This is a genomic window from Nostoc sp. JL34 (assembly GCF_017114945.1).
In the GTDB taxonomy this organism is placed as follows: Bacteria; Cyanobacteriota; Cyanobacteriia; order Cyanobacteriales; family Nostocaceae; genus Nostoc.
Genome location: NZ_JABXKQ010000139.1, coordinates 37,757 through 62,452, shown reverse-complemented (window position 1 = coordinate 62,452; position 24,696 = coordinate 37,757). Strand labels below are relative to the sequence as shown.

Sequence of the window (24,696 nt, the reverse complement as noted above, 5' to 3'; positions counted from 1 at the left end):
CGATCCCATACGTTGGCGCTTTCGCGACGTTGTAAGGTTGTTGTCATTGTTTTATGATTGCGGTTATTTATGAATCAGGCGGTTTTGTTTTTGCCTGTGAAACTACTTTACACTGCTTTACATTTTTTAATCAACTTTTGTTACTACAGTAAACCTGATACTAGTTATCAGGTTTGCTTATTAAAGAGTCATAGTTTAGTGTTTGTGGATGTTCCAAATATATAGAACACAGAATTTAGATATATTTACTCTGGTGTTAGCGCTGAAAAGATAAAATAGATAAGGAACATTGTTGTTGTCGACTCTGAATAAAGAGTTGATATGGATTACTACCAAAATTAGGAGGGAAGGTGTGACATGACAATTACTTTAAATCACACCATAGTGCCTGTACATGACAAACAAGCATCGGCGAGGTTCTTTGCAAAAATTTTTGGTTTAGAAGTCAAGCTTCCCGTTGGTTACTTCGCTGCTGTGCATATAAATGATGCATTAACGCTCGACTTCGCTGACGCTGAAGCGTTCGAGCCACATCATTATGCGTTCCATGTCAGTGATGAAGAATTTGATGCAATTTTTGCACGCGTTAAAGAAGCAGGTATTGAATACAGTAGCGACCCCATGCATCAGAATAAAGGACAAATTAACCACAGAAAGGAAGGTCGTGGCTTCTATTTCTATGACCCCGATGGTCACAACTTAGAATTGTTAACCCGTGCATAGATTTTTGACATCAGGTCAATGCATTACTTCTTGACTAAAAAATATGCTGTGGCATAGTCCGGTAATTGGCTGATATTCTGCCCAAATTCTGTTTTATTCTTAAAAATACCTGCCAAAAAATCGAGCTGATAAAGATTGGGTAAAAATGCTCCGCCTGTATCGGCGATGACTCCCATTTGTAGATGTTTGCGCCCACCCTGAGTATGCTCAATCACAACCACCTTACCTAAACCGATATTCAAAACATCTCCAGCAAAAGTAACTCCGGGTTTGATAGAAATTTTTGCATCTATTTTGTACCCATAGCCTTTAATAGCATCAACTTCTCTAAAATACCAATAACGCTTTTGTGCTGTTGCCTTTAATCCGCGGATATAAGCCATTCCATTGTTTCTATCTACATTAAAAAATACTTTATAACCATCTGTAAAATTAATTAGAATTGTTCCTTCCATAATTGCTTCTTCTAAGCCATTTCTGGTTAGATAAGCAAGAGTTGTAACTTTTCCAAATTCTCGGCCACCTGGTTCATAAATACCAGATAAAACATCTTGCTTTGTGTATCGAGTATAGAACTTATCGTTATTAGAGTTATCTTTTAAGCTATAAATTGGTATATTAAAAGTAGAGGTTTTCTTGCGGGAACCAGGGTGAGTAAATACAGCATATTTGGTAATTCGCAATTGTTTTTGCTGTTTACTTTTGGGGTTATAGGCAGACCATTTAATGACTCGAAAATTGGTATTAATAAATTTAGAGTCTTGTAAACGAGTAGTCCGATTATTAGCAATATCCTCCTTTAAAACAGCAATCATGAAATCCAAGGTTTTGAGGACATCTGGTACAGTAACTCCTTGAGTAGCAAGAACTCCTGCACGCATAATATCTGGGTCTTCTGAAGCATAATCTTGAAAATATTTTCTAGTATTAACGAGAACAGCTAATAAATCTCCTTGATTGAATTTAACCTTACTATTTGGGAGTTTTCCTGGAGTAGCAATCTGGCTGCCATTAATGTTAAATTTATATTTTTTGAACTCATCAACAACTGGATAGGATGCAGATTCGGCTAACAAATTCTGTCGAGATGAAAAAGCATTTTGAAACCTTGAGTTAAGTTGATCGGCAGCTTGATTTGAGGTCAGAGAAATCTTTGATTGAAGTAGGGCAGAATTTTCTTGTTGAGTAAATGACTGATTTTGTTGAGCTATTTGTTTAGTTTTTGAGTGGGTATATAGATAGCTACTTACTAAACTGACAAGTAATAAAGCAGCACAACCCACTGGAAAGCGAAGTTTTTTGCTAAATAACATATTCATAACTTGGAAAATAAATGTCTAATGCTCAATAATCAACGTGGTGTTTCTATCACCTCACGCACTAACTGCGCCAACTTTTCGGCACTATCAGGAACTGCGATCGCCTTTGTTTTTTCCCTCATTTTTGCTAACTCTTGCGGTGACTGCAATAAATTCAACACATAACTTTGCAATGCTTCAGTCGTCAACTCTGATTGCTTCAAAGTTAACGCTGCACCCGATGAAGTAAATACGTCTGCATTGTAAGATTGATGGTCTTCTGCGGCAAAGGGGTAAGGAATCAAAATCGCTGGCGTTCCACATACTGCTAATTCTGTCAAACTACCTGCACCAGAACGACTAATAGCAAGAGTTGCTCGTTGCAACAATGCCGCCATATTGTTGTAAAAAGCTAAGGCTATGTACTGTGGATGTTTGAGACTATCTGCTTCTGGATCGCGATCGCCAGTTAAATGTACTACATAAATACCAGCATCAAACCAAGCTTTTGCAGATTCGCGCACCAACTTATTTACTGCAACTGCACCCTGGCTACCGCCAAAAACAACAATTAAAGGCACACCATCAGGAATAGCTAAATCCAGTGGTGCATTTATTGCCCCATCCAGAAATTGCTCTCTTACGGGAGTGCCAACACAGACATTTTTAGCACGGGGTAAATACTTAGCAGCTACTTCAAATCCCAAGGCTACCGCACTACACCAAGGCCCAAAAAAGCGAGTTACTTTACCTGGTAAGGCGTTAGATTCGTGGAAAATCACGGGTAAACCGAGAGAACGCGCCGCAATCACGGCTGGGCCAGCAATGTAACCCCCCGTAGTAAACACCCCTTGAAAATTTCCCTGTTTGAGAATTCGTCTGACTTCCAGAATCGAAAGGGCGAGTTTACCCAAAATGCGAATCGAGGAGAGTCCAAACCCTTGCTGAAACCCTTCAACTGCAATAGTATTCAAGGGATACTGTTTGGGGACAAGTTGAGTTTCTAGCCGATCGGGTACTCCCAGCCATTCTATTTGATAATCTGGAAGTTTTTGGGCCAGGGCGATCGCTGGAAACAAGTGTCCACCAGTCCCACTGGCAGCTATTAATAATCGTATCGGTGCGTTTGCCATCAAACCTCTACCGTTTAGCGTCTAGCTTAACTAAGATAAAACAATTTGCTTACTTTCTCTAATCAAATCAGTAAACTCTTACCAATGACCAACATTATTACCGCCTTAGTGAGACGCCAACTGCGATTTCCAGCAAATATCTGGCTGGTTACATTCCTGCTAACCATTGGTTTAACAAGTGGTTGGCAACGCACTTCAGCGACGACACCACAGCTATTATCCCAAGCTGGTACACCCCAAAATGCACCAGCCGATCTGAAAAATCTGTTGACACAAGTTGATACCGCCGCTAGTCGGGGCGATGTCAAAGGGGTGTTGCAATTCTACAGTCCCAATTTCACTCATGGGGATGGATTAAACCTCCAAACCCTAGAAAAATCTTTGACTTCACTTTGGCAACGATATCCCAAATTGCAATACAGTACGAAACTACTATCTTCAAAACCTGAAGGCAATGCGATTATTGCCGAAACAGAAACGAAGATAACTGGCTTACCCTCTGGTAATGCTAATAAGTTGGCTCTCAACGCGACGATTAAATCACGTCAGCGCATTGAAGGCGGAAAAATCGTCCGCCAAGACATTTTGTCAGAACGCACCTTACTTACGTCTGGCAGCAAGCCACCCCAAATTGATATTAAATTACCACAGCAGGTACAAGTTGGCCAGAAGTATAATTTTGATGTGATCGTCCAAGAGCCACTTGGTGAGGATTTTCTACTAGGAACGGCGCTAGAGGAAACTATCCAACCAGATAAATTTCTCAACCCTACACCTGTGGATTTGGAATTACTGACATCTGGTGGACTATTTAAAGTTGGACAAGCACCATCTACTCCTGGTAGCCAATGGGTTTCTGCTGTGATCCTGCGGGGTAATGGGATGACGATGGTAACTCAGCGTCTGCAAGTGGTGAAGAAGTAGTTAGGAGTTAGGAGTTATCGACCGACTGATGATAAATTATGAACGATGAAACTTGTGCTAATTCGTAATTCATAACTGTTAAGTCCTCACTCCTAACTATCCTAATGACTTCCCTACAAAATCAAATCATTTTGATTACTGGTGCAAGCAGTGGTATTGGTACTGCTTGCGCGAGAATCTTCGCTGGTGCGGGTGCAAAACTGATTTTAGCGGCACGACGGTTAGAGCGTTTGCAGCAGCTAGCAGATACTCTCAGTAAAGATTTTAGTACTGAAATTCATTTATTACAGCTAGATGTGCGCGATCGCAGCGCTGTTGAATCTACCATTGCGACTCTACCTTCTGCCTGGTCTGAAATCGACATTCTCATTAATAATGCTGGTCTAAGTCGCGGTTTAGACAAGTTGCATGAAGGCAGCTTTCAAGACTGGGAAGACATGATTGATACTAACGTTAAGGGTTTACTTTATCTATCTCGCTATGTTATTCCGGGAATGGTGAGTCGCGATCGCGGTCATGTGGTAAATTTAGGTTCCATTGCTGGACATCAAACCTATCCTGGTGGCAATGTCTACTGTGCTACCAAAGCTGCTGTAAGAGCCATTTCTGAAGGTTTAAAACAAGACCTGTTGGGAACGCGAGTCCGTGTAACTTCCGTTGACCCTGGGATGGTAGAAACGGAATTTAGCGAGGTGCGCTTTCACGGAGATACTGAACGCGCCAGTAAAGTCTACCAGGGAGTTACACCCCTAACAGCAGATGATGTGGCTGATGTGATATTTTTCTGCGTGACGCGATCGCCCCATGTCAATATTAATGAAGTTGTGCTGATGCCTGTTGACCAAGCCAGCGCTACCCTAGTTAATCGGCGAACATAAAATTAACCCATATATCGCGTAGCGTGTCGGAGACAAAAGTTTGTAGCAAGATCCCGCAGAGGGCGGCAGCTACCCGGCGATAGCGCAACGTTTCGTAGAGATATCTGCTCCGCTTTCCCGTACTCCTGCCATTACTGTTTACATTAGGATCAAAGCGCGATTCTCCTGTGGAAAGGCTGCGCGATCGCGTACAGAATATTTACAGTATTGCTAAAAATTATGGATAATTTCCCAGTGGTCGCTCAAGCAGATGCATCCTTACCAAATTACACTCAGGAAAATATACTTCTAGTGCAGTCAGCAGTTGGCTCGAATTCACCACCGCAGGAAAAGGTAGGAACTGACTTTGACTCTCGCATGATGCTGCGGTGTTTGGAACTTGCTCGCCGTGCTTTAGGGCGCACTTCGCCAAATCCGTTAGTGGGAGCGGTGATTGTCCAGGATGGTGAGATTGTCGGGGAAGGGTTTCATCCTCGTGCAGGTGAGCCTCATGCAGAAGTGTTTGCCTTAAAAGCAGCAGGCGATCGCTCTCGTGGTGCAACAATCTATGTCAGCCTCGAACCTTGCAATCACTACGGACGGACTCCCCCTTGTTCGGAAGGATTGATCCAAGCAGGGGTGGCAAAAGTGGTGGTGGGTATGGTTGATCCCAATCCACTGGTAGCTGGAGGTGGTATTGCCCGTTTACGTGCAGCGGGGATCGAAGTGTTGGTAGGAGTAGAAGAGTCAGCTTGCCGTCAGCTAAATGAAGCTTTTGTGCATCGCATTCTCTACAAGCGGCCTTTGGGAATTTTAAAATATGCCATGACTTTAGATGGCAAAATCGCTACTAGCTCTGGTCATAGCGCCTGGGTGACAAGCCAAGATGCCCGCAGTGAAGTACATCAGCTGCGAGCGGCTTGTGATGCCATAATTGTCGGTGGTAATACAGTCCGACAGGATAATCCTTACTTAACCAGCCATCAGGTGGGGGTACATAATCCCCTGCGGGTGGTGATGAGTCGCCATCTCAACTTACCGGAAAGTGCCCATCTCTGGCAAACTGCGGATGCTCCAACTTTGGTGTTGACAGAAGAGGGTGCTAACCCCGATTTCCAAGAACTGTTGCGAAAACTTGGGGTAGAGGTAGTGAAATTAACATCACTTACACCAGATAAGGCGATGGCGTACTTATATGAGCGGGGTTTTTGTAGCGTATTGTGGGAGTGTGGTGGTACTTTAGCTGCTAGTGCGATCGCTCAAGGAGCAGTGCAAAAAGTTCTGGCATTTATCGCCCCCAAAATTATTGGTGGTAGCATTGCTCCCACACCAGTGGGTGATTTAGGTTTTACTACCATGACTGAGGCATTGTCTCTAGAACGTGTTCGTTGGCGTGTAGTAGGCTCTGACTGCTTAGTAGAAGGTTATTTTCCCCAAAAGCCAATAGCCAATAGTAATAACACTTGACCATCAATCAATTCATCGTGATATCGCTCATGAACACTGGCGTTCATGAGCGATATCACGTATAAGGGCTAGCCGAGATTGAATATAGTGGCACAGATAATCAGTTTCGTTAGAATCTAACAACACTTGCGTTTCTGTTTGTTTCACTAACCACTGCACCAAGCTAGCATCATCCAGTTGTAAAAGGAGTTTGGCTTGAGCGGTTTCAACCACTGACCAAAGCTGACGCATAATTGTAGGAGTCATCAGACCTCAATTGAATAATTTAGCTTTGCTGTCTTCAGATTACACAATTTTGATCGCAATTTACGACATGAATGTAGAAGCTGAGACAAGTATTATTAAAAACTTAATAATGGGATTTATAACTTTATGAAGATTAAGAATTTGAAACTCAGTTTGAAAATGGGCATGGGGAATTGGGCATGGGAAAGACCGATTTTCATGGGTTTAGATTGTAAAACCTAGAAAACAAATGCACTGATTCTAAAAATTGAGTTTTTGTGCTTGGGAAGACTGAAATTGTCTTGATTGTAGCCCAACAAAGTCAGTTTCATAAGCACTATATTGAATACTGAATCTGTCTTGTATGATACAAAAATTTAAATTTTGAGAATGATGTTTCTCAGGGGTTAACACTGTTTGGCTGTAGATGGACTCACAAAATCATGTAAATCTACATCCCAGATGCTGATGTAGATAAAATCACATTCTTGGCGGATAATCTGACCTTTAACTGAGCCATTCTTAAAACTAAAATTATCAGATTGGCGCTGTTGTACTTGTTTGAGTCCCTGCTTAATTTCTTCAGTAGCTTGCCCACTTAACATTCCATTCAAGGTAGCCTCCATTACCTGCGGATCTACCGATTGAGCAAAAGATACCTCAGTTTGACGCAACACTTTAGAATTACGATCAAATAAATAGCCAAGGTCAATTTTGTTTGGCACTAGTTTGTAAACGACAGCACGAGTTTTGCCCCATGCGCCTCTTAAATCTTGATTTGGTTTGCCGAGGGTAGCTTCTACGGCGCTTCTTGATGTACCTGTAGGAAATGCGGGAACGCTTTGCCTGCTGGTTGTGGCAGCTAATTTACTGGGCGGCTGATCGTTGTTTTGTGGAGTGGGAACTGCACTCGTCTCATTCTTTGGTTCTGGCTGTGGTGTGGATAGTGCTACTGGTGCTGGAGTATCTGAAGTTAAAGGCTCTTGTTTTGGCCGTGGGATCAATACAACTGGGGGATTAGAGGTTGGTAAAGGATCGGGAATTACTGGCTGTCGTCTAGGAATAACTGGGACTGGAGAAGTTTGGGAAGAAACGGGCGGTTCGCTAGATGCAGGAGTTGGAAAAGATTCTGGCGATTGCGTGGGATTTGTAGCAATGGTTGTTTCTGGTTGTTGCTGACGAATGATGCTAGGAATTGCTACTGCCCCAATCAAGCCGCCTATGAGCAAACTACCAACAATCACAGCAGGTTTTTGCCAGTTTCCAGGAGGGGAATACCCAGGAATCGCAGAATTTTTTTGTGGGGAATATAATGGCTGGGTTTGTCGAGTCGATGTAGCAGTGGAAGAAAAAATGACTGTGGAAGTATTTGCAACTGACTCAGGAGGTATATTACTAGCAGACTGCAAGGCATGTAGCATTTTACTGGCAGTGCTGTAGCGATCGCCAGCATGAGGCTTAATTGCCTGATTAAGTACCCCTGCCAATTGGGAAGAGACGTGAGAGGCGTGATTTTGCCAAAGTATTTCCCCAGTTTTCAGATCAGTTACTAGTTCTTGCGGGTGTTTGCCAGTCAGCAGATAAATTGCTGTTAAACCTAAGCTGTAGATATCAGTGGCGTAAACTGGGCGGCCAACGGCTTGTTCGCTAGGCATATATCCAGGCGTACCAATGACGAGCGATCGCGTGGGGTATCCTGGAGAATTCACCACTGAACGGATTGTTTCTTTGACTGCACCAAAATCAATCAAAACTGGCTTGCTATCAACAGAACGCAAAATTATGTTATCTGGCTTGATATCGCGGTGAATAATGCCTTTACTGTGGACATAATCTAAGACTGAAAGCAGACTCAAGAGAATTTGCCGAACAGCAGTTTCACTCTCAAATCCTTTGGCTTCGACAATTTTTGTCAGGGTTTGGCCGTGAATCCATTCTTGGACGAGGTAAAACTGCCCGTTCTCAGAAAAGTAGGCGTAGAGTTTAGGAATTTGATGACTACTTTCACCCAAATACTCCAAGGTTGCAGCTTCCCGTTCAAACCTTTGTTGGATAAGTTGGTAGGTTTGCGGGTCATTATTGGTTATCGGTTTTAGTTGCTTAATCACACAGCGGCGGCGAGAAGGCATGTGGACATCTTCTGCTAGAAAGGTTTCGCCAAACCCACCAGCGCCGATTATCTGGATAATTTGATAGCGATTGTTCAGCAGGGTTATTGTCATGAAAAATTACAAGTGTAGAGACCCAGTGCGGAGCCGGAAATTTCCTGTCTTCTCCAGGCTTGTCGTCAGACATCGCCCTTTCCAAATGTACATCAGATAAGTTGATGAGTTATGGACATTGAATTGAGAATGCCATTCGTTCCCAATACCAATTAAGGAAAATTCAGGGTTTTAAACTCAAAGAGGTGGGTAAAGCTTTGTGTAAACGCGGTTTCTAACTGCCGATTTAACTTTGAGAAAGAATATTTTTCTATTTCGACCCTTTTTTGCGGTGACATTTGCGTAAAAGCGTAGCGTTTTTAGTACAAGTCAACGCATTAACGATGCAAGTCAACGCATTAACGATGCGAGTCAATGCATTAACGATGCAAGTCAACGCATTAACAATGCAAGTCAACGCATTAACAATGCAAGTCAATGCATTAACAATGCAAGTCAACGCATTAACGATGCAAGTCAACGCATTAACGATACAAGTCAATGTATTGGCATTGCAGAGTCTTGTCAAATTTAATATCGCTACGAGTGAATGAAATGCTGTACTAAGTGAACTCTATAGTCTCAACAAACTCTAAAATACTCTCCTTGATGTCTTCGGCTTCTTCTTCAACAGAATCGGGAGTTTCGCCGTTGATAAAGCTGTGCTGACTACTAACTATATACAAAAATTCACCACTGATAAAGGTAAGCAGCCCCCGATACGCATCTAATCTGATCGCAGTTCCATTATTTTCTTGCTTAGAAATCGTCGAACCTTTGGGCATATCGATTAACACGTAGTAAGCGCCTCGCAAAGTGTCTTTCAGATATTCGGTATACTCCACAGAAGCATCTGGTACATTGGCGAAAATCGCTTGGGGTACATACTTGTCTACTAAGATTGTTTGTAAATATTCTTCTTGTCCAACAGACTCCAGTTCTTCTAACTGTTCCAGGGGGAAAGGATAATAATCGATTCTCAGCAAAGTACCGATGTCATCAGAAAAGCCAACTACTCCTTCCTGGCTTTGAATTCTACCTCCCTGCTGGGGATCAACCGGAATCTGCACAGTAAAGTTACCTAAGGGAGATTGATATGTCTGTTGACTAAAATCTTCTATGACTACTGTTTCATCATCATCGTCGTCTGCATATTCTTCATCTTCTGCTTCTTTAAAGGCTGCAATTACCTCTTTGATGATTTCCTCTGCTTCTTCATCCTCAAGTTCCAAAGCCGCTTGTAGCTTTTTGAGGTAGGCTTGTTTTGATTTGGGGATGGCGAGTTCATCGTCTAAAAGCACTATTACCCCAGCAGCAAAACCATCCAGCACTAATTCATCTGAAAGAGATACTTTGGCGACATTAAACAGGGGCCCAATTCCCTCTTCTTCGGCAATGCCTATGAGTCTATCAACTATTTCTGCGATTTCATCTTCTGAGTATTCCTCGAAAACCTCGAATTCCCAGAGGATACCCGCTAAACTTTCTGCATCTATAACTTCAATCGATGAATCAGCGATCGCAGTGACAGTTGCGATCGCCGCCACCGCTTCCTCTGGACTTAGTGATTCCTCTGATGTCTTTGATGAGTTAAAAACCTTGTCATATTTTGTCATAATTGCTACCTAAATTAATTCTTTGATAGTAATAACAGATTGAAAGTGACAATGGTCAGTTTACCTTACTCAGTGTTGAATGCTGAGTCCAGAAAAAGTATTCAGCACAGATGCACTTGGTAAGAGCAAGGCTCCTTATGGGTGGTCTTTTAACTCTCAGCCAAGGCACTTTTAACTCAGCACTCTCGATCAATGGAGCGAATATTCTAGAGAAAAAGCGGGCTAAGACGTGGTTTACTCAGTATTGCTCAGGTGTAACAAAACCTTGTTGACAGCTAATTTCTAGCGCTAGTTAAGCCTTGCTGTCATCCAGCTGCACAAACTGCTGACTTCCTCTCTAATGATTTAAGACATACTCCGAAGCACTCAACGATATTTTTGTAAAAACTTGAATCTAATCAGTAACGTTGGTGTCTTTACTCTCCCCAGGATGCCTGATATTTCGTTTCAACATTGTCCAGGTTTTCATATTAATCCAAATGACCGCTAATCGAGTCTTTCAAATGGTAGTAATTGACAAGATGAACTCGATCGAGTTTGCATTCCATTGAGTTGTTAACCAGGTGTTGACTTTGTAGTACAAATTCTGATTTCACACCGAAAGAGTTAACGTGTTCTAAAATTCGTTCTCGAATATACACTGAAACACGAGCTAGGCTCAATATTTACCGCAGTCAACTTAACTAAAATATTGTAAATTTTTGTTGTCAAGTAAGAATCGTTAATAACTGCTGTATTCCTTTATTTTTATCCTCTAGCAAATGAATTATGTCTACCGATAGAATTATAAACTAGCTAGCGATAGATACCTACATCGTGCGCAGGATGTCAAAATACCGAAGCTTGTAACGATACACAATACTCGAAACGTTGTAGTCTACAAGTTATGAATTACATTAAATTTTGAGTTCTTTTATGGTACAAACCCCTCCATCTCAGTTTTCACCAGATCAATATAAAGTTGATTCTGCACAAGAAAAAGTAGACGCTATTATAGAAACACCACCATCAGAAACTGAGATTGACCTAGAGTTTCTTTACACCAGAGATATTGAATTTCGTCAGGAAACCATTTATTTTCTTGTGGTCGATCGCTTTTATGATGGCGATCTAGATAACAGCGAAGGTGCGAACTCAGAACTGTACGATCCAACTAGAAAAGATTGGGGTAAGTACTGGGGTGGCGACTTGCAAGGTGTCATCGATAAATTAGATTATCTCAAAAACATGGGAGTGACAGCCCTTTGGTTAACTCCACTCTTCGAGCAAGTTGAAGAGTTATTTGTTGGCAATGCAGCTTTACATGGCTATTGGACAAAAGACTTTAAGCGGATTAATCCTCGCTACATTGCTGATGGAGAGAACCCTTCTTTAAACGCTACTCAAGAAGAAAAAAATACCACCTTTGATCGGTTAATTACAGAACTGCACAAGCGGAATATGAAGCTGGTGCTAGATATTGTCTGCAACCATAGCAGTCCTGATACCAGCGGTAGCAAAGGCGAATTATATGACGATGGCGTCAAAATTGCTGATTTCAATGATGATGTCAATCATTGGTATCACCATTATGGGGAAGTGCAAAACTGGGAAGACGATTGGCAAGTACAGAACTGTGAACTATCTGGTCTAGCAACCTTTAATGAGAACAATACTGAATATCGTGAGTATATCAAGTCAGCAATTAAACAATGGCTAGACCGGGGTGTAGATGCACTGCGGGTGGATACTGTCAAGCACATGCCCATTTGGTTTTGGCAAGAATTCACTGGGGATATGAGCAATCACAAACCAGATGTCTTTATTTTTGGTGAATGGATTTACAGTAATCCTAGTGACGATCGCTCGGTGGAATTTGTTAACCACTCAGGCATGACACTTCTAGACTTTGGTTTGTGTGTGGCAATTCGAGCCGCACTGGGGCAAGGTTCAGAAATGGGATTCCAGACAATTCAATATATTTTTGACCAGGATTATCGCTACAACGGGGCAGCAGAACTAGTTACCTTCATCGATAACCATGATATGTGCCGCTTCCAATCGCTGAACCCCGATCCAGCAATGTTGAAGGTAGCGATCGCCTTAATTATGACATCTCGCGGTATCCCTTGCATTTACTACGGTACAGAACAGTATCTGCATGACGACACCGATGGCGGTAACGACCCATATAACCGCCCAATGATGGAAAATTGGGATACAGAGAGTGAGATTTATCGTTGCATCAGGCTGCTTTCAGGCTTACGGCGACTGAATCCAGCCGTGTCAATGGGTAGCCATTGGCAAAAATATCTCACCCCTGATATTTACTGTTATGTGCGTCGCTATCGTGACTCCCTGTGTTTTGTAGCTTTAAACCGGGGAGGAGAAGTCACCTTACCAGAAGTAGAAACAGAATTACCCGATGGGGAACATACCTGCGTAGTGACTCGCAATAAGTATGAAGTGAAAGACGGCAAGATTTATGACTTAGTACTAGAGGAACGGGGAGTAATTGTTTTCAGCCATGTTGGCGAACGAATCAAAGCACAGACAATTGTCCGCGTCCAACTCAATGGCGTAGATACCCAACCCGGTGAAATCATTGTGGTGACAGGAGATTGCCCTGAGTTGGGTAACTGGGATATCAGCAAAGCATATCCTTTAGAGTACATCAACTCGAATACCTGGTCTGCTGAGATTCCCTTTGATGAGAGTACTGGTAAGCTGATTGCTTATAAATATGCCATGTGGCGAGAAGGGCGATCGCCTCTGCGCGAAAATCTGGTAAATCGCCGTTGGGTGATTGCTAAAGAAGGTACTGTTAAATGGCGTGATACCTGGGCATCGGGAAGAGAATCTTAGAAATATAGAATGAGGTAGAGTGAAGGATTAAAGTTTTGCTTCTTCACTCTTCATTATTTCTGAATTTTAAGTAATAAAAGATACATAAATAAGGATATGTAACCGCACTATGCACCATAGTGTAGTAGTTAAATTATTTGTGGGCAACATTGGGCGAAAATATGATAAATGTCGCTGAAAGCAGAGGGGGTAACTGTTGATGAGTAAAGGAACAATAAGAAGCGACAGTTATTGCCAGTGAACTCTCTAGCGTGGGCTTTCAAGTTGAAACAATATCTGCTATAGAAGGATCATGTAGCATTCATTGTCCACAAACCAAGATTATAAATACCTGATCTCAAATCCAATATCTAATTTTTTTGCTATGGTGATCCCAAAGGAATTGTTAAATGCTAACGAGGGATAAATTAAGTGATTATTCAATAAAATCAGTATATTTTAATGCAAATATATCTAGATTGTTTATCTATAAAGTGCAATCTATTTTGTTACTTATTGGGTTGGGCAATACGCGTTTCAATATCTTCCAATGTTTGTAACAATAAACGAGTTGCCTGCAATTTCCAACCCCATTTTTGAATTCTGTAAGCTAATAGAGTCCCAACTACAGACGCTAACAAGCCGATTGGTTGATTTAAAGAAATTCCCAGTAACAAACCCAATCCAGCAATTCCCCAAAATGGTAAGGCTACTGCTTGTCTTTGTTCTTCCACAACTTGGGTAATTATATTAGATTTCATAGTAGCAAGTAATGCCTCTTTGACTTGCTGCTGTTCTGTTGCCGACACTGTTAAACCTATTTTACGGCGGAGTTTTTCCATTTTACGGGCATCAGTGCTGTATTCAGTTAGCTCATCTTCTGCCATTTTCAGGAGTCGTTCTAGTTGCACCATCGTGTATTACATTTGGTATTTTGATAAAGTCATTAAACCGAATAATTGTTAATTTTTATTGACTATAGTCTTGCATTTTATTGCCAAATCTCAAACCACTCGACAGAACCAAAAATCTCAAGTTGAATATGGGAAAAATATAGTAGCAATTATCCACTTACAAATTGAGTATAAACTTAAAAGGTAATATTTATGACCACAGTATCTAAAAGCACTTTATCTCTATCTGCCCAAGAGCGATCGCTCATTCTCTGGTTTGATGAAATTGGCATTGCTGATATCCCTGTAGTTGGTGGTAAAAATGCCTCACTGGGGGAAATGATTCAACAGCTAACGCCCAAAGGTATTAATGTTCCCACAGGATTTGCCACCACTGCTTACGCTTATCGTCATTTCATTGAATCGGCGGGGTTAGAAGCAAAGCTACGCAAACTCTTTGCTGACTTGGATGTTGAGGATGTCAAAAATTTACGAGAACGGGGAAAAAAAGCGCGATCGCTACTAATCCACACTCCATTTCCTGTAGAATTGCGGGAGGCGATCGCCACAGCATACCATAGTCTCTCTGAACGATATCATGCAGAGACAGATGTTGCAGTCCGTTCTAGCGCCACTGCTGAAGACTTACCCGATGCTAGTTTTGCTGGACAGCAGGAAACTTACCTCAATGTTGTCGGTGCTGAGGGAGTTTTAGCAGCTTGTCATAAATGCTTTGCTTCCCTATTTACTGATCGCGCCATTTCTTATCGTCATACCAAGGGATTTGACCACTTTAGCATTGCCCTTGCCGTTGGTGTGCAAAAAATGGTGCGCTCTGACTTAGCAACCTCTGGGGTGATGTTCTCCATTGATACAGAAACCGGCTTTAAGGATGCAGCACTAATTACAGCCGCCTACGGTTTAGGTGAAAATGTTGTCCAGGGGTCTGTAAATCCCGATGAATATTATGTTTTTAAACCAACTTTAAAAGCTGGTTTCCGCCCAATTATCGATAAAAAATTGGGCAGTAAAGAACTAAAAATGATCTATGATGACGGCTCAAAATTTACGAAAAATGTTTCGGTTTCAGCCAGCGAAAGAGGCAAATTTGCCCTGAGTGATGAAGAGATTTTACAACTAGCAAATTGGGCGTGTTTAATTGAAGACCATTATTCCCAAGTCCACGGCATATTCACTCCAATGGATATTGAGTGGGCAAAAGATGGCATTACTAACCAACTTTTTATTGTGCAAGCGCGTCCCGAAACCGTCCAGTCGCAGAAGACGGGAAATGTGCTGCGGAGTTATCGGTTGGTATTAGAGACTGGAGACTGGGGACTGGGGACTGGGGAAAAATCTTCCCAATCCCCACTCACCACTCCCGAATCCCTCATCCCTCTAGTTACGGGACGTGCGATTGGGGAAGCGATTAGTCAAGGAAAAGCACGCCTAATTTTAGATGTTCGCAAACTCGATCAGTTCCAAGCTGGGGAAGTTTTGGTGACAGAGAGAACTGACCCTGATTGGGAACCAATTATGAAACGCGCCAGTGCAATTGTCACTAATTCTGGAGGCCGCACCTGCCATGCAGCAATTATTGCGCGAGAATTGGGTGTAGCTGCGATCGTGGGATGCGGCAATGCTACAGAAATCTTAAAACCTGGTCAAGAGGTAACAATTTCTTGCGCTGAAGGGGAAGAGGGAAAAGTTTACGCAGGCTTATTACCTTTTGAAGTGAAAGAAGTTCCCTTAGAGAACTTACCCCGCACCCGGACTCAAATTTTAATGAATGTGGGTAATCCCCAAGAAGCATTAAGTTTATCAGCAATTCCCAACGATGGCGTCGGTTTAGCGCGGACAGAATTTATTATTGCTAACCAAATCCAAATTCATCCAATGGCGTTGATTCATTATGACTTGTTAAAAGATGAATTTGTAAAAGCTAAAATCGCGGAAATTACCTCACTTTACGACGATAAACCCCAGTATTTTGTAGATAAATTAGCCCAAGGTATAGGTAGAATTGCAGCGGCATTTTATCCCAAACCAGTGATTGTCCGAATGTCAGATTTCAAAAGTAATGAATATGCCAACTTATTAGGTGGGCGACAGTTTGAACCCCATGAAGAAAACCCAATGTTGGGTTGGCGAGGAGCGGCGCGTTACTATGATGAAGGCTACAGAGAAGCTTTTGCCTTAGAATGTCATGCTATCAAACGGGTAAGGGAAGAAATGGGTTTAACGAATGTTATTCCAATGATTCCTTTTTGTCGCACTCCCGATGAAGGGCGTTTAGTTTTGGCAGAGATGGCAAAAAATGGTTTAAAGCAAGGTGTTGATGACTTGCAGGTTTATGTGATGTGCGAGTTGCCCAACAATGTGATTATGGCTGAGGAGTTTGCTGAGGTATTTGATGGCTTCTCCATTGGTTCTAATGACCTAACTCAGTTGACATTGGGGTTAGATAGAGATTCGGCGTTGGTGGCCCGGTTATTTGATGAACGTAGCCAGGGTGTGAAGCGAATGGTGAAAATGGCCATAGAAGCGGCGAAAAAATGCGATCGCAAAATCGGCATTTGTGGGCAAGCACCCAGCGATTATCCAGAATTTGCCCAGTTTTTGGTGGAACAAGGAATTGACTCGATTAGTCTGAATCCAGATTCGGTTTTAAAGACGATGCTGGAAGTGGCAAAAGTCGAGAGTGCTGAGTCCTGATTGCAGAGGGTTTTGGTGTCTTAAAGGGGTGTTATAGCGCAGAAAATTGCTGTTGAAATAAGTATCTTAGGATCTTGATAGAATAGCGACTTAATTTAGCCAAAAGCAAGATGACAAATCTTTTGGAAAGCGAACGCTTAATTATTCGCAGTTGGATACCCGAACGCGATGCCGAGCAAGCCTTTGTAATGTATAGTGATCCTGAAGTAACGCACTTTCTCAGTAAAGCTTCTTACGTCACCAGCATTGAGTCACAGCGTCAGCGCTTGATTGAAAATATTGAGCGATGTCTACGACGCAACAATGGCACTGGATCTTGGGCAATTGTCGAAAAGGAAACTACAACAATTGTGGGAACTATCCTTCTTAAACAATTGCCCAACAAAGATGCTTTACCCACTCAAGATTATGAGGTAGGTTGGCACTTGCGGCGAGCTTCTTGGGGTAAAGGGTATGCAACAGAAGCAGGACAAGTTATGCTCAACTACGGATTTAATGTTTTGAACTTGCCAGTGATTTATGCCGTAGTAAAGCCAGAAAATCATGCTTCAATCCGTGTAACCGAACGATTGGGTATGAAACCAATAGGCTGGACAAACAAGTATTACGGTATTGAACTACTCCTGTTCCAGCTAGATGCACCTGTAAGAATAGAGGGGGAACCAGGAGTGGGGAGTGTGGGACACAAGGATAATAACTTACACCCAATGACTAATGACTAATGACTAATGACTAATGACTAATGACTAATGACTAATGACTAAAAAATGGTTCCGAATTGGGATGGTGAGTGTGTTTATTCTCTCACTTGCCTTACGATTTTGGGGATTGGAGCGATTCAACACTCTGGTATTTGATGAAGTTTATTTTGCCAAATTTGGTAATAATTATCTTACGCGTACGCCATTTTTTAATGCTCATCCGCCGCTGAGTCAATATATTATTGGTATTGGCATTTGGATTGGTAGTCACATTCCTTTTTGGCATGATACCGTCAATGGACTGACAGGTTCATTGCGATCGCCTTGGACTTATCGTTGGTTAAATGCCCTCACAGGCTCATTTATTCCTTTAGTTGTGGCTGCGATCGCTTATCAGTTAAGTTATCGTCGTACCTTTGCAATACTTGCGGGTTTGTTCACAGCTTGTGACGGCATTTTTCTAGTTGAATCTCGCTATGCTTTAAGTAATATTTATATCGTCATCTTTGGTTTATTAGGTCACTGGTTTTTCTTGTTGGCATTAGATAACCAAAATCGGCAACGTTCTTTTTGGTTAGTTTTTGCTGGCATTACTTTTGGTGCGTCAGTCGGTACTAAATGGAACGGTTTATGGTTCCTCTCAGGTGCTTATCTCATTTGGATAGCAGCTTGGGTAATTCATTTGATAAATTCTTTTCTTAACCGCAAACTCTTTTTTACATCCCCCTCTTTGAAGGAGGCAGCAGGCATAAGTCAAGATTCAGAAAACAGCAGTCAGCAGTCAGAAGTCAGGATTCAGGATTCAGGGGTTAGTACTTATTCCCCCTCATCTCCCTCATCTCAGACACCACTACAAAACTTGACTCAGCTAAATATTTTTCACATGCTGTTTTATCTAGGAATTATCCCAGCTTTTATCTACAGTATCATCTGGATTCCCCACCTTCAACTAGATAAAACTTATGGATTTATTGCAGTACATCAGCAAATTTTGAAGTTTCACTTACATTTAGGTGGCAACAGTCCTAACGTGCATCCTTACTGTGCTGCCTGGTACAAATGGCCTTTGATGACTCGGCCAATGGCATATTATTATCAAACGGCTGAAAGGATCACCGATCCTTTACCTGTAATGGGGCCACCTTTGCCTGCCGGTGCTGGACAAGTTATTTATGATGTCCATGCAATGGGCAATCCATTTTTGTGGTGGTTTGGTGTTGCTGCCATGTTGTTTTTAATAGGAATGCTGGTTTCAAAAATCGTAATTCCTTGGGTAAAGGAAAAGCGTTTTTCTCTTAAAGCAACTCTTAGTGTTGATACTTGGATTGCCTTGTATTTAGTTATCAATTATGCTGCTAACTTGTTACCTTGGGTGAAGGTGACGAGATGCGTTTTTATCTACCACTATATGTGTGCAGTAGTGTTTGTATTTTTAGCGATCGCTTGGTTTGTTGATCAGTGTCTTCGCAGTTATTATCAACAACTCCGGGCGCTAGGTATCACCATTACTTTTATCATTCTAGCTGCTTTTATTTTCTGGATGCCCATTTATTTGGGTTTACCCCTCTCCCCTGACGGTTATAAGCTCCGAATGTGGTTCAACTCTTGGATTTAGTTAAAGGGACATTGCCTAAACAGGGCATTATATCAAGTCCGGTTAATTACTTATGATTACCGCATCCGTGCAAAAATCAGGAAAACTTCTTTCTCCCTGCCTCCTGCACCCCTGCGGTCTAAATGATAAGTCTTTACCCGAACATGATATTAACTCCTAACCGGAGGCAAAGCGTCTGCGCTCCTAAATCCAAATTAGCGATCGCCAAAAAGTGTGTGGAAGATGTCCCGAAAATCTTTTTATAAGAAAAATTCCCAATTCGGCAGTCAGAATTATTCAATTCAATTCTGAACAAGTGGGTAATCCTTGCGGTGTATCTACTCTTTACTCTTCACTCTTTCAAACAAAACCCGATAAACAGGTTCACCTTTTTTTTGCGTGCTTACTTCCCGTTCTGTGGGCACTGGCATGGGGTTTTCAGCTAACCATTCTCCTGTACCAATTTTCTCAAAAGCTGGATTTTCAGCAAAGCGATCGCGCATTTCTACAGCGACAAATTCCATATCTGATTGCAGAAATACCAACCCTCCAACCGCAAGATAATTAGCTAAGTCTGCCACTAGTTCTGGTTGGACTACACGACGTTTAGCGTGGCGGGTTTTAAACCAAGGATCGGGGAATTGAATTGTAATGCGTTGTAAACTTCCTGGAGGAAGAGAAGATAAAAGTGAGTGCAGTGAGTTATTTACATTGCAAAATAAATAGTGCAGGTTTGTTAAACCTAACTTAGAACGTAACTTATTTGCCTCGACTACCAGCGGTTCCCGAATTTCCAAGCCGAGAAAATTCAAGTTGGGTTCTATCTTGGCCATATTCAACAAAAACAGTCCCTTAGCGCAGCCAATATCTAAATGTAGTGGTTGATTTGGCTTTACATAAATTTTTTCCAAGTCTTGGGGACTTGCTGGCGTTTGATACTTTTTACCAAGTGGATTAACATGCTGGCGAACTCGGACTGCTGCCAAAATTTGCTCTCCTTTACGCGAAAATATCTTGTGGTGAAACCCAGGTTACAAGGAAGTCTAGCAAAACTATGCCAGAAATTATCGGTCTATCATTCAATTGCTTACCCAGTATCCAGTTTGTATAGTAGTCGCAGTCAAATACGCCTGTTTTTTGAGGTTTTCGAGAAATTTATATTTTGGAAGTCCCTCATTTTGCATTAATCTCTAGAATTAAAATGCCTTAGCACATTTGCTTTAGTCATGGAGGGAGGAAGCTTAAACAGTGGATATTTTAGATTTGTTTTATAAAGGCGGGCCAGCGATGTGGCCAATGCTTGTTCTATCGATTCTGGCTGTGAGTGTGATTTTTGAGCGTTTGTGGTTCTGGTTGCGAATTTTGACTCAAGAAAAGCAAATAGTCGATCGCATCCTAAATGCTGCCCAAGATAATTGGGAAGTAGCTGCCGATATTGCCAGACAGGCAAGCCATCAGCCTGTTGGGCGTTTTCTCTACGCCCCTCTACGCTTAACAAAAAGTGATACGGAAACCTTTAGACTAGCATTGGAGGCTACGGCAGAAGACGAATTAGCTGGGATGCGGCGGGGCGAAAAACTTTTAGAAGCCGTGATTGCCTTGGCGCCACTGCTGGGATTATTGGGTACAGTTTTGGGTTTGATCCACTCTCTGCGCTCAATTCGGATTGGCGATTTGGGAACTGAATCTACCGCTGGGGTGACTACTGGTATTGGTGAATCCTTAATTAGTACGGCAACTGGGCTAATAGTTGCCATCATTAGTTTGGTATTTTACCGCTTATTTCAAAGTTTTGTAGTCAACCAAGTCAAAGTTTTTCGGAAGGCAGGAAATGAGATGGAATTGCTCTATCGCCAGTCCCCACCTGATTTTAGCAATCGGACATCAGCAATTGTACGGGAAAATTTCACTCCACCCCGTAAGCCAGGAAAGACTAGGCTTCCTGAACCTCCTGAACCCCCGAATACGGCTAACTAATAGTCAAAAATTCAACCCCCAAACCAGATTTTAGAGTAAGACATGAAAGTTAATCTACATACTCCAATTGAAGAAGTCCAAATTCAAATCATTCCTTTAATTGATGTTGTTTTTTGTATCCTGACGTTTTTTTTATTAGCGGCATTACAATTTACACGGCAACAGGCAATAAATGTTGATTTGCCCAAAGCCAGCCCCAGTACTGTATCTGGCATAACGTCACAGAGTGGAAGTCTGATTGTAACTATCGATGCCGTTGGCAATACTTACATAGAAAAACAGCTTGTAAAACGGGAGGATTTGGGAGTGAGATTAAAACAGTATCTCCAAGCAAATCCCAGTGCTATTGTGGTGCTAAATGCTTCGCGCACAGCAACTTACAATGATGTGATTGAGACATTGGACTTGCTGCGGCAAGTAGGGGGCGATCGCGTTTCTTTGGGAATTATTCCTGGTCCATCTCAAATACCCACAAACTCATTTAACCAGTTAGGTGTCCCCTCTTTCCCAATAAATCCTGGTGTAGCACCAGTTCCAGGCGTCAATCCTGAAGGGAATATTGCCCCTAAATTTCCCTTAGCACCTAATTCCGTACCTTTGCCCACAGTAACTGCTCAACCTCCAACTGGACGAGGCATCAATCCTATTAATCCTGGCATTTCTAGCCCACCAGCATCCCAAGCACCTGTAGCACCCAGACAAACTCAACCTCCTCTTAAAAAATGAGATAGGGGCGTGGGGCATGGGAAAGAGGCAGAGGAGCAGGGTGCGGGGGGCGGAGGGGAAAATTCTTCTCCCTACTCCTCTGCTCTCTGCTCCCTTGCTTCTTCCCCATGCCCCATGCCCCTTCAATGTCTTTGCCAAACCTAAAGATATCTAAAATAAAATTCGTTAGAGAAAAATTTCCTGCTAATTTATAGATAATTGGTTGAGCTTTAAAGATTTTTCCACCGATAAAGTGAAGTAATTTATCACCAATTGCCATTCACGTTTCAGGGGTTGTGGCATGAATATCGTGACGCTTTTAATTGTTTGGATAGTAACAGCTATCAGCCTGTTGATAATTAGTAAATTGCCTCTAGGAGTTGAAATTGACACTCCTAGTAAAGCCTTCTTTTCTGCCGCAGTGCTTGGGATCGTGACGGCAATAGTCAGACCAATTTTAAGCCTCGTTTTTGCAGTACCAAATTTACTTACTTTAGATTTATTATCCGGCATTTTCACATTTATGATTGCCGTGGTTTGTTTTAGTATTGCTGCTTGGTTAGTAGAGGGCTTTCGCTTGCGTTATGGCATTTGGAGTGCTGTTATTGGGGCATTTACACTGACTATAATTAACAGCTTAATCTACAAACTATTGGGTGTATAAAATTAAGAGTTAAGAGTAATCAGTTATTAGGAACTTTAAACTCTGGCAATTTTAGATTTTGGATTTTGGATTGAAATAAAATCTAAAATCTAAAATCTAAAATTGAATAACTCTTAACTATTCGTTGGAACTTGGGGGAGCAACTGGGGTAGTTGATTGTTGTTTCCGTTGCTCGCGTTTTTTGCGATCGGCTGAGAGCATATCTGCCATCACTATCAGTGCTTGTGCCATCTTGTCTAGGTTAGAACGGTATAACTCCAAATCTTTGTTGAGTTTGTCATTGGAGAGATGCAGACCGGCTGCGATCGCTTTTAAGGCCTCCGTGAGTTGCTTTTCGTCTTTAACCAATTCCGGATCTGACTGTTCTAATAACGAAAATACACCAATTGCAAACAAACGGTTGTATTTAAAGTTAGGATTGTTGGCGATCGCTTGCAGTTGTGCTTGTAAGTCAGCATCTCTATCTAAGTAAGTAGTTTGGCCTAGCCAACCAATTAAATCTTTAACTGGCAAACCTTTAGCTACAGCTTGCAATCTCTGGGCATCCTGTCTATAGTGTTGCGGATCTTTTTCTATAGCCCGACATAGGGCGTTAAAAATTGATTCTTGATCTCGTTCTGGTTGATAGCCTTCCATGAAGCGGTCAAAAGTAGTGACGACACCCAAGGCATAAATTGGATTGTAGCTAAAATCGATATTTACTGACAGTAGATGCATTTCCACCATCAATTCTTCTACTACCCGACGATAAATAGTGTTGATCGGACGGGTGTGAAGATTGTAGAAAGTTCGCTTTGTATCAGAGACTGTACGGACGTTATTCACAAAGAAAAAAGAAATGTTAAGGGCGACGTATCTTTATTTTCTCGCTTAAAGGCTACTTTGCCAAGTTGAGCTTTTAGCGAGTGACGGTTTCATTTACAATATAGACACATCAGAAGTATTTTATAAACTGGTAGCCACAGGAGATAAGACCTTTTCTCCGAAAAAACTAGCCACAAATTATTATCCTTAATGATTTATTTATTGTATTTATGAACTTCTCGCCACAGTTAATTGCTTTAGGTGAGTACCTAGCTGGGGAATTTGATAATCGGGAACAAGCCATAGCAGAACCAGTTTGGTATGTCCATCTGTGCCTGTGGCAAAGACCAGTTAATCTGTTCACAGAAGATAGCATCACCTTATTTGCTGAACAGGCTAACGTTATTACCCTAGATCAACCTTACCGCCAGCGAATTATCCGCTTGCGTCAGGGGAGCAACTCTGACGCAACCGTGCAAGTGCAATATTATATGCCTCAAGATCCAGGTGTATTAAGAGGCGCAGGTGATAATCCGGCTCTACTGAACACACTGACACCTGAACAATTAGATTTACTACCAGGTTGTATCCTAACAGTTACTCAGGAAAACCTAGCTGGCGATCGCTATAAGTTTACCGCTACCCCACCACCAGAGACTAGTTGTAGCTTTACTTATCTTGGCAATAGCATCCATGTTTCTTTAGGTTTTGCAGCTACAGCGACAGAATTTCACAGCTACGACAAAGGAATTGACCCAGCAACTGGAAAAGCAACTTGGGGAGCGATTATGGGGCCTTATCGCTACACCAAGCGAACTCAGTATTCAAGAATATAAAGTTATGAGTCATGAATTTTAAATTAACTCCTAACTCCTAACTCTTTTTTAGCTGGCAATGCTACGAGGTACACCTTCTAAAGCTTCCTCTTCTGTTTCAAAAATTTCAAAAACAGTATCCATCATCGTCACTTCAAACACGAGTTTGGCTTCTGGATGGACATTGCAGATGCGGAAACTGCCCTTGACTTTATCAGCATCACGCATTCCAGCTACCAAAGACGTAAGACCAGAACTATCAATAAAATTTACCTGAGCCAGATTTACAACTACATGGCGACTGAGTTTGGAAATACACTCCTGTAATTTCAGGCGAAATTGCCAAGCAGTGGTGATATCCAGACGGCCTGCTGGTGTCAGGATAATAACGGTGTTTCCGTCTTGGGTTGTATAAGTTTTTTGGTCTATATGAATCACTAAAGCCCTCCCCGTGGCATTTCTCTTAAGATTAACTAGTTGCAGAATTTTCTCATGCTGTCACTTGAGATTAACAAGCTATAGCTAAAATTGTCACCTTTTTCTGCTAAGTGCTTAACTTTA

Annotated in this window: 24 protein-coding genes; 13 read left to right on the top strand and 11 right to left on the bottom strand. The window is 41.9% G+C overall.

What is annotated here, in order from left to right; genetic code table 11:
* Positions 1-357: 357 nt before the first annotated feature.
* On the top strand, positions 358-723 hold the full coding sequence (locus HWQ44_RS25580) for a VOC family protein (protein ID WP_292724557.1): 366 nt from the start codon (positions 358-360) through the stop codon (positions 721-723).
* A 23-nt stretch (positions 724-746) separates the two neighbouring features.
* Here HWQ44_RS25580 and HWQ44_RS25575 read toward each other — a convergent pair whose 3' ends face one another.
* Together HWQ44_RS25575 and murG are read right to left on the bottom strand one after the other, a co-directional pair.
* Positions 747-2,042, bottom strand: a complete 1,296-nt coding sequence (locus tag HWQ44_RS25575) for a hypothetical protein (RefSeq protein WP_292724556.1) — start codon at positions 2,040-2,042, stop codon at positions 747-749.
* 32 nt (positions 2,043-2,074) lie between these two features.
* Positions 2,075-3,154 carry an undecaprenyldiphospho-muramoylpentapeptide beta-N-acetylglucosaminyltransferase gene (murG, locus tag HWQ44_RS25570; RefSeq protein ID WP_292724554.1) on the bottom strand — a complete coding sequence of 360 codons (1,080 nt, stop codon included), beginning with the start codon at positions 3,152-3,154 and terminating at the stop codon, positions 2,075-2,077.
* An 84-nt stretch (positions 3,155-3,238) separates the two neighbouring features.
* On the opposite strand from murG, the gene HWQ44_RS25565 reads away from it, so the two are divergent.
* From HWQ44_RS25565 to ribD, 3 genes are all read left to right on the top strand, one after another.
* Complete coding sequence (locus tag HWQ44_RS25565; protein ID WP_292724552.1) at positions 3,239-4,078, top strand: nuclear transport factor 2 family protein; 840 nt, start codon at positions 3,239-3,241, stop codon at positions 4,076-4,078.
* A 104-nt stretch (positions 4,079-4,182) separates the two neighbouring features.
* Entirely contained in the window at positions 4,183-4,956 is a 774-nt protein-coding gene (locus tag HWQ44_RS25560; protein ID WP_292724550.1) for an SDR family oxidoreductase, read from the top strand.
* 219 nt (positions 4,957-5,175) lie between these two features.
* The gene (gene ribD, locus HWQ44_RS25555) at positions 5,176-6,402 is read left to right on the top strand and encodes a bifunctional diaminohydroxyphosphoribosylaminopyrimidine deaminase/5-amino-6-(5-phosphoribosylamino)uracil reductase RibD (RefSeq protein ID WP_292724548.1); all 1,227 of its coding nucleotides are present in this window, start codon (positions 5,176-5,178) and stop codon (positions 6,400-6,402) included.
* 27 nt (positions 6,403-6,429) lie between these two features.
* Here ribD and HWQ44_RS25550 read toward each other — a convergent pair whose 3' ends face one another.
* The gene (locus HWQ44_RS25550; protein WP_109012126.1) at positions 6,430-6,648 is read right to left on the bottom strand and encodes a hypothetical protein; all 219 of its coding nucleotides are present in this window, start codon (positions 6,646-6,648) and stop codon (positions 6,430-6,432) included.
* Positions 6,649-7,034: 386 nt separating this feature from the next.
* Positions 7,035-8,849: a serine/threonine protein kinase gene (locus HWQ44_RS25545; protein WP_292724544.1), complete on the bottom strand. Its 1,815-nt coding sequence runs from the start codon at positions 8,847-8,849 to the stop codon at positions 7,035-7,037.
* A 323-nt stretch (positions 8,850-9,172) separates the two neighbouring features.
* Between HWQ44_RS25545 and HWQ44_RS25540 the strand changes: the two genes are divergently transcribed.
* Positions 9,173-9,382, top strand: coding sequence for a hypothetical protein (locus HWQ44_RS25540; protein ID WP_292724542.1), 210 nt, complete (start codon positions 9,173-9,175; stop codon positions 9,380-9,382).
* A 9-nt stretch (positions 9,383-9,391) separates the two neighbouring features.
* Here the strand turns inward: HWQ44_RS25540 and HWQ44_RS25535 are convergent, their stop codons facing one another.
* Positions 9,392-10,444, bottom strand: coding sequence for a hypothetical protein (locus HWQ44_RS25535; protein ID WP_292724541.1), 1,053 nt, complete (start codon positions 10,442-10,444; stop codon positions 9,392-9,394).
* A gap of 470 nt (positions 10,445-10,914) precedes the next feature.
* Positions 10,915-11,106, bottom strand: coding sequence for a hypothetical protein (locus HWQ44_RS25530; protein ID WP_292724539.1), 192 nt, complete (start codon positions 11,104-11,106; stop codon positions 10,915-10,917).
* Positions 11,107-11,359: 253 nt separating this feature from the next.
* Between HWQ44_RS25530 and HWQ44_RS25525 the strand changes: the two genes are divergently transcribed.
* Positions 11,360-13,288: an alpha-amylase family glycosyl hydrolase gene (locus tag HWQ44_RS25525; RefSeq protein WP_292724537.1), complete on the top strand. Its 1,929-nt coding sequence runs from the start codon at positions 11,360-11,362 to the stop codon at positions 13,286-13,288.
* A gap of 488 nt (positions 13,289-13,776) precedes the next feature.
* Here the strand turns inward: HWQ44_RS25525 and HWQ44_RS25520 are convergent, their stop codons facing one another.
* Complete coding sequence (locus HWQ44_RS25520) at positions 13,777-14,181, bottom strand: hypothetical protein (RefSeq protein WP_292724536.1); 405 nt, start codon at positions 14,179-14,181, stop codon at positions 13,777-13,779.
* 192 nt (positions 14,182-14,373) lie between these two features.
* Between HWQ44_RS25520 and ppsA the strand changes: the two genes are divergently transcribed.
* The 3 genes from ppsA (at position 14,374) to HWQ44_RS25505 (ending at position 19,191) form a co-directional block, all read left to right on the top strand.
* Positions 14,374-16,875, top strand: coding sequence for a phosphoenolpyruvate synthase (gene ppsA, locus HWQ44_RS25515; RefSeq protein WP_292724535.1), 2,502 nt, complete (start codon positions 14,374-14,376; stop codon positions 16,873-16,875).
* Positions 16,876-16,985: 110 nt separating this feature from the next.
* Positions 16,986-17,597, top strand: a complete 612-nt coding sequence (locus HWQ44_RS25510) for a GNAT family N-acetyltransferase (RefSeq protein ID WP_292724534.1) — start codon at positions 16,986-16,988, stop codon at positions 17,595-17,597.
* Positions 17,598-17,631: 34 nt separating this feature from the next.
* Positions 17,632-19,191, top strand: coding sequence for a phospholipid carrier-dependent glycosyltransferase (locus HWQ44_RS25505; RefSeq protein ID WP_292724532.1), 1,560 nt, complete (start codon positions 17,632-17,634; stop codon positions 19,189-19,191).
* 317 nt (positions 19,192-19,508) lie between these two features.
* On the opposite strand, the gene trmB is transcribed toward HWQ44_RS25505, so the two are convergent.
* Positions 19,509-20,156, bottom strand: coding sequence for a tRNA (guanosine(46)-N7)-methyltransferase TrmB (trmB, locus tag HWQ44_RS25500; RefSeq protein WP_292724531.1), 648 nt, complete (start codon positions 20,154-20,156; stop codon positions 19,509-19,511).
* Positions 20,157-20,418: 262 nt separating this feature from the next.
* On the opposite strand from trmB, the gene HWQ44_RS25495 reads away from it, so the two are divergent.
* On the top strand, positions 20,419-21,147 hold the full coding sequence (locus tag HWQ44_RS25495) for a MotA/TolQ/ExbB proton channel family protein (RefSeq protein ID WP_292724530.1): 729 nt from the start codon (positions 20,419-20,421) through the stop codon (positions 21,145-21,147).
* 42 nt (positions 21,148-21,189) lie between these two features.
* A complete protein-coding gene (locus tag HWQ44_RS25490) occupies positions 21,190-21,873 on the top strand; it encodes a biopolymer transporter ExbD (RefSeq protein ID WP_292724529.1) in 684 nt (227 codons plus the stop codon).
* On the opposite strand, the gene HWQ44_RS25485 is transcribed toward HWQ44_RS25490, so the two are convergent.
* Positions 21,863-22,132 carry a hypothetical protein gene (locus HWQ44_RS25485; RefSeq protein WP_292724528.1) on the bottom strand — a complete coding sequence of 90 codons (270 nt, stop codon included), beginning with the start codon at positions 22,130-22,132 and terminating at the stop codon, positions 21,863-21,865. The genes HWQ44_RS25490 and HWQ44_RS25485 overlap by 11 nt on opposite strands.
* A 21-nt stretch (positions 22,133-22,153) precedes the next feature.
* Between HWQ44_RS25485 and HWQ44_RS25480 the strand changes: the two genes are divergently transcribed.
* Positions 22,154-22,516 carry a phage holin family protein gene (locus tag HWQ44_RS25480; protein ID WP_292724526.1) on the top strand — a complete coding sequence of 121 codons (363 nt, stop codon included), beginning with the start codon at positions 22,154-22,156 and terminating at the stop codon, positions 22,514-22,516.
* Positions 22,517-22,633: 117 nt separating this feature from the next.
* Here HWQ44_RS25480 and psb29 read toward each other — a convergent pair whose 3' ends face one another.
* On the bottom strand, positions 22,634-23,341 hold the full coding sequence (psb29, locus tag HWQ44_RS25475) for a photosystem II biogenesis protein Psp29 (protein ID WP_292724524.1): 708 nt from the start codon (positions 23,339-23,341) through the stop codon (positions 22,634-22,636).
* A 209-nt stretch (positions 23,342-23,550) separates the two neighbouring features.
* Here psb29 and HWQ44_RS25470 point away from each other — a divergent pair, with 209 nt between their 5' ends.
* On the top strand, positions 23,551-24,156 hold the full coding sequence (locus tag HWQ44_RS25470) for a chromophore lyase CpcT/CpeT (RefSeq protein WP_292724523.1): 606 nt from the start codon (positions 23,551-23,553) through the stop codon (positions 24,154-24,156).
* Positions 24,157-24,204: 48 nt separating this feature from the next.
* On the opposite strand, the gene HWQ44_RS25465 is transcribed toward HWQ44_RS25470, so the two are convergent.
* Positions 24,205-24,573: an STAS domain-containing protein gene (locus HWQ44_RS25465; RefSeq protein ID WP_292724521.1), complete on the bottom strand. Its 369-nt coding sequence runs from the start codon at positions 24,571-24,573 to the stop codon at positions 24,205-24,207.
* Positions 24,574-24,696 lie beyond the last annotated feature (123 nt).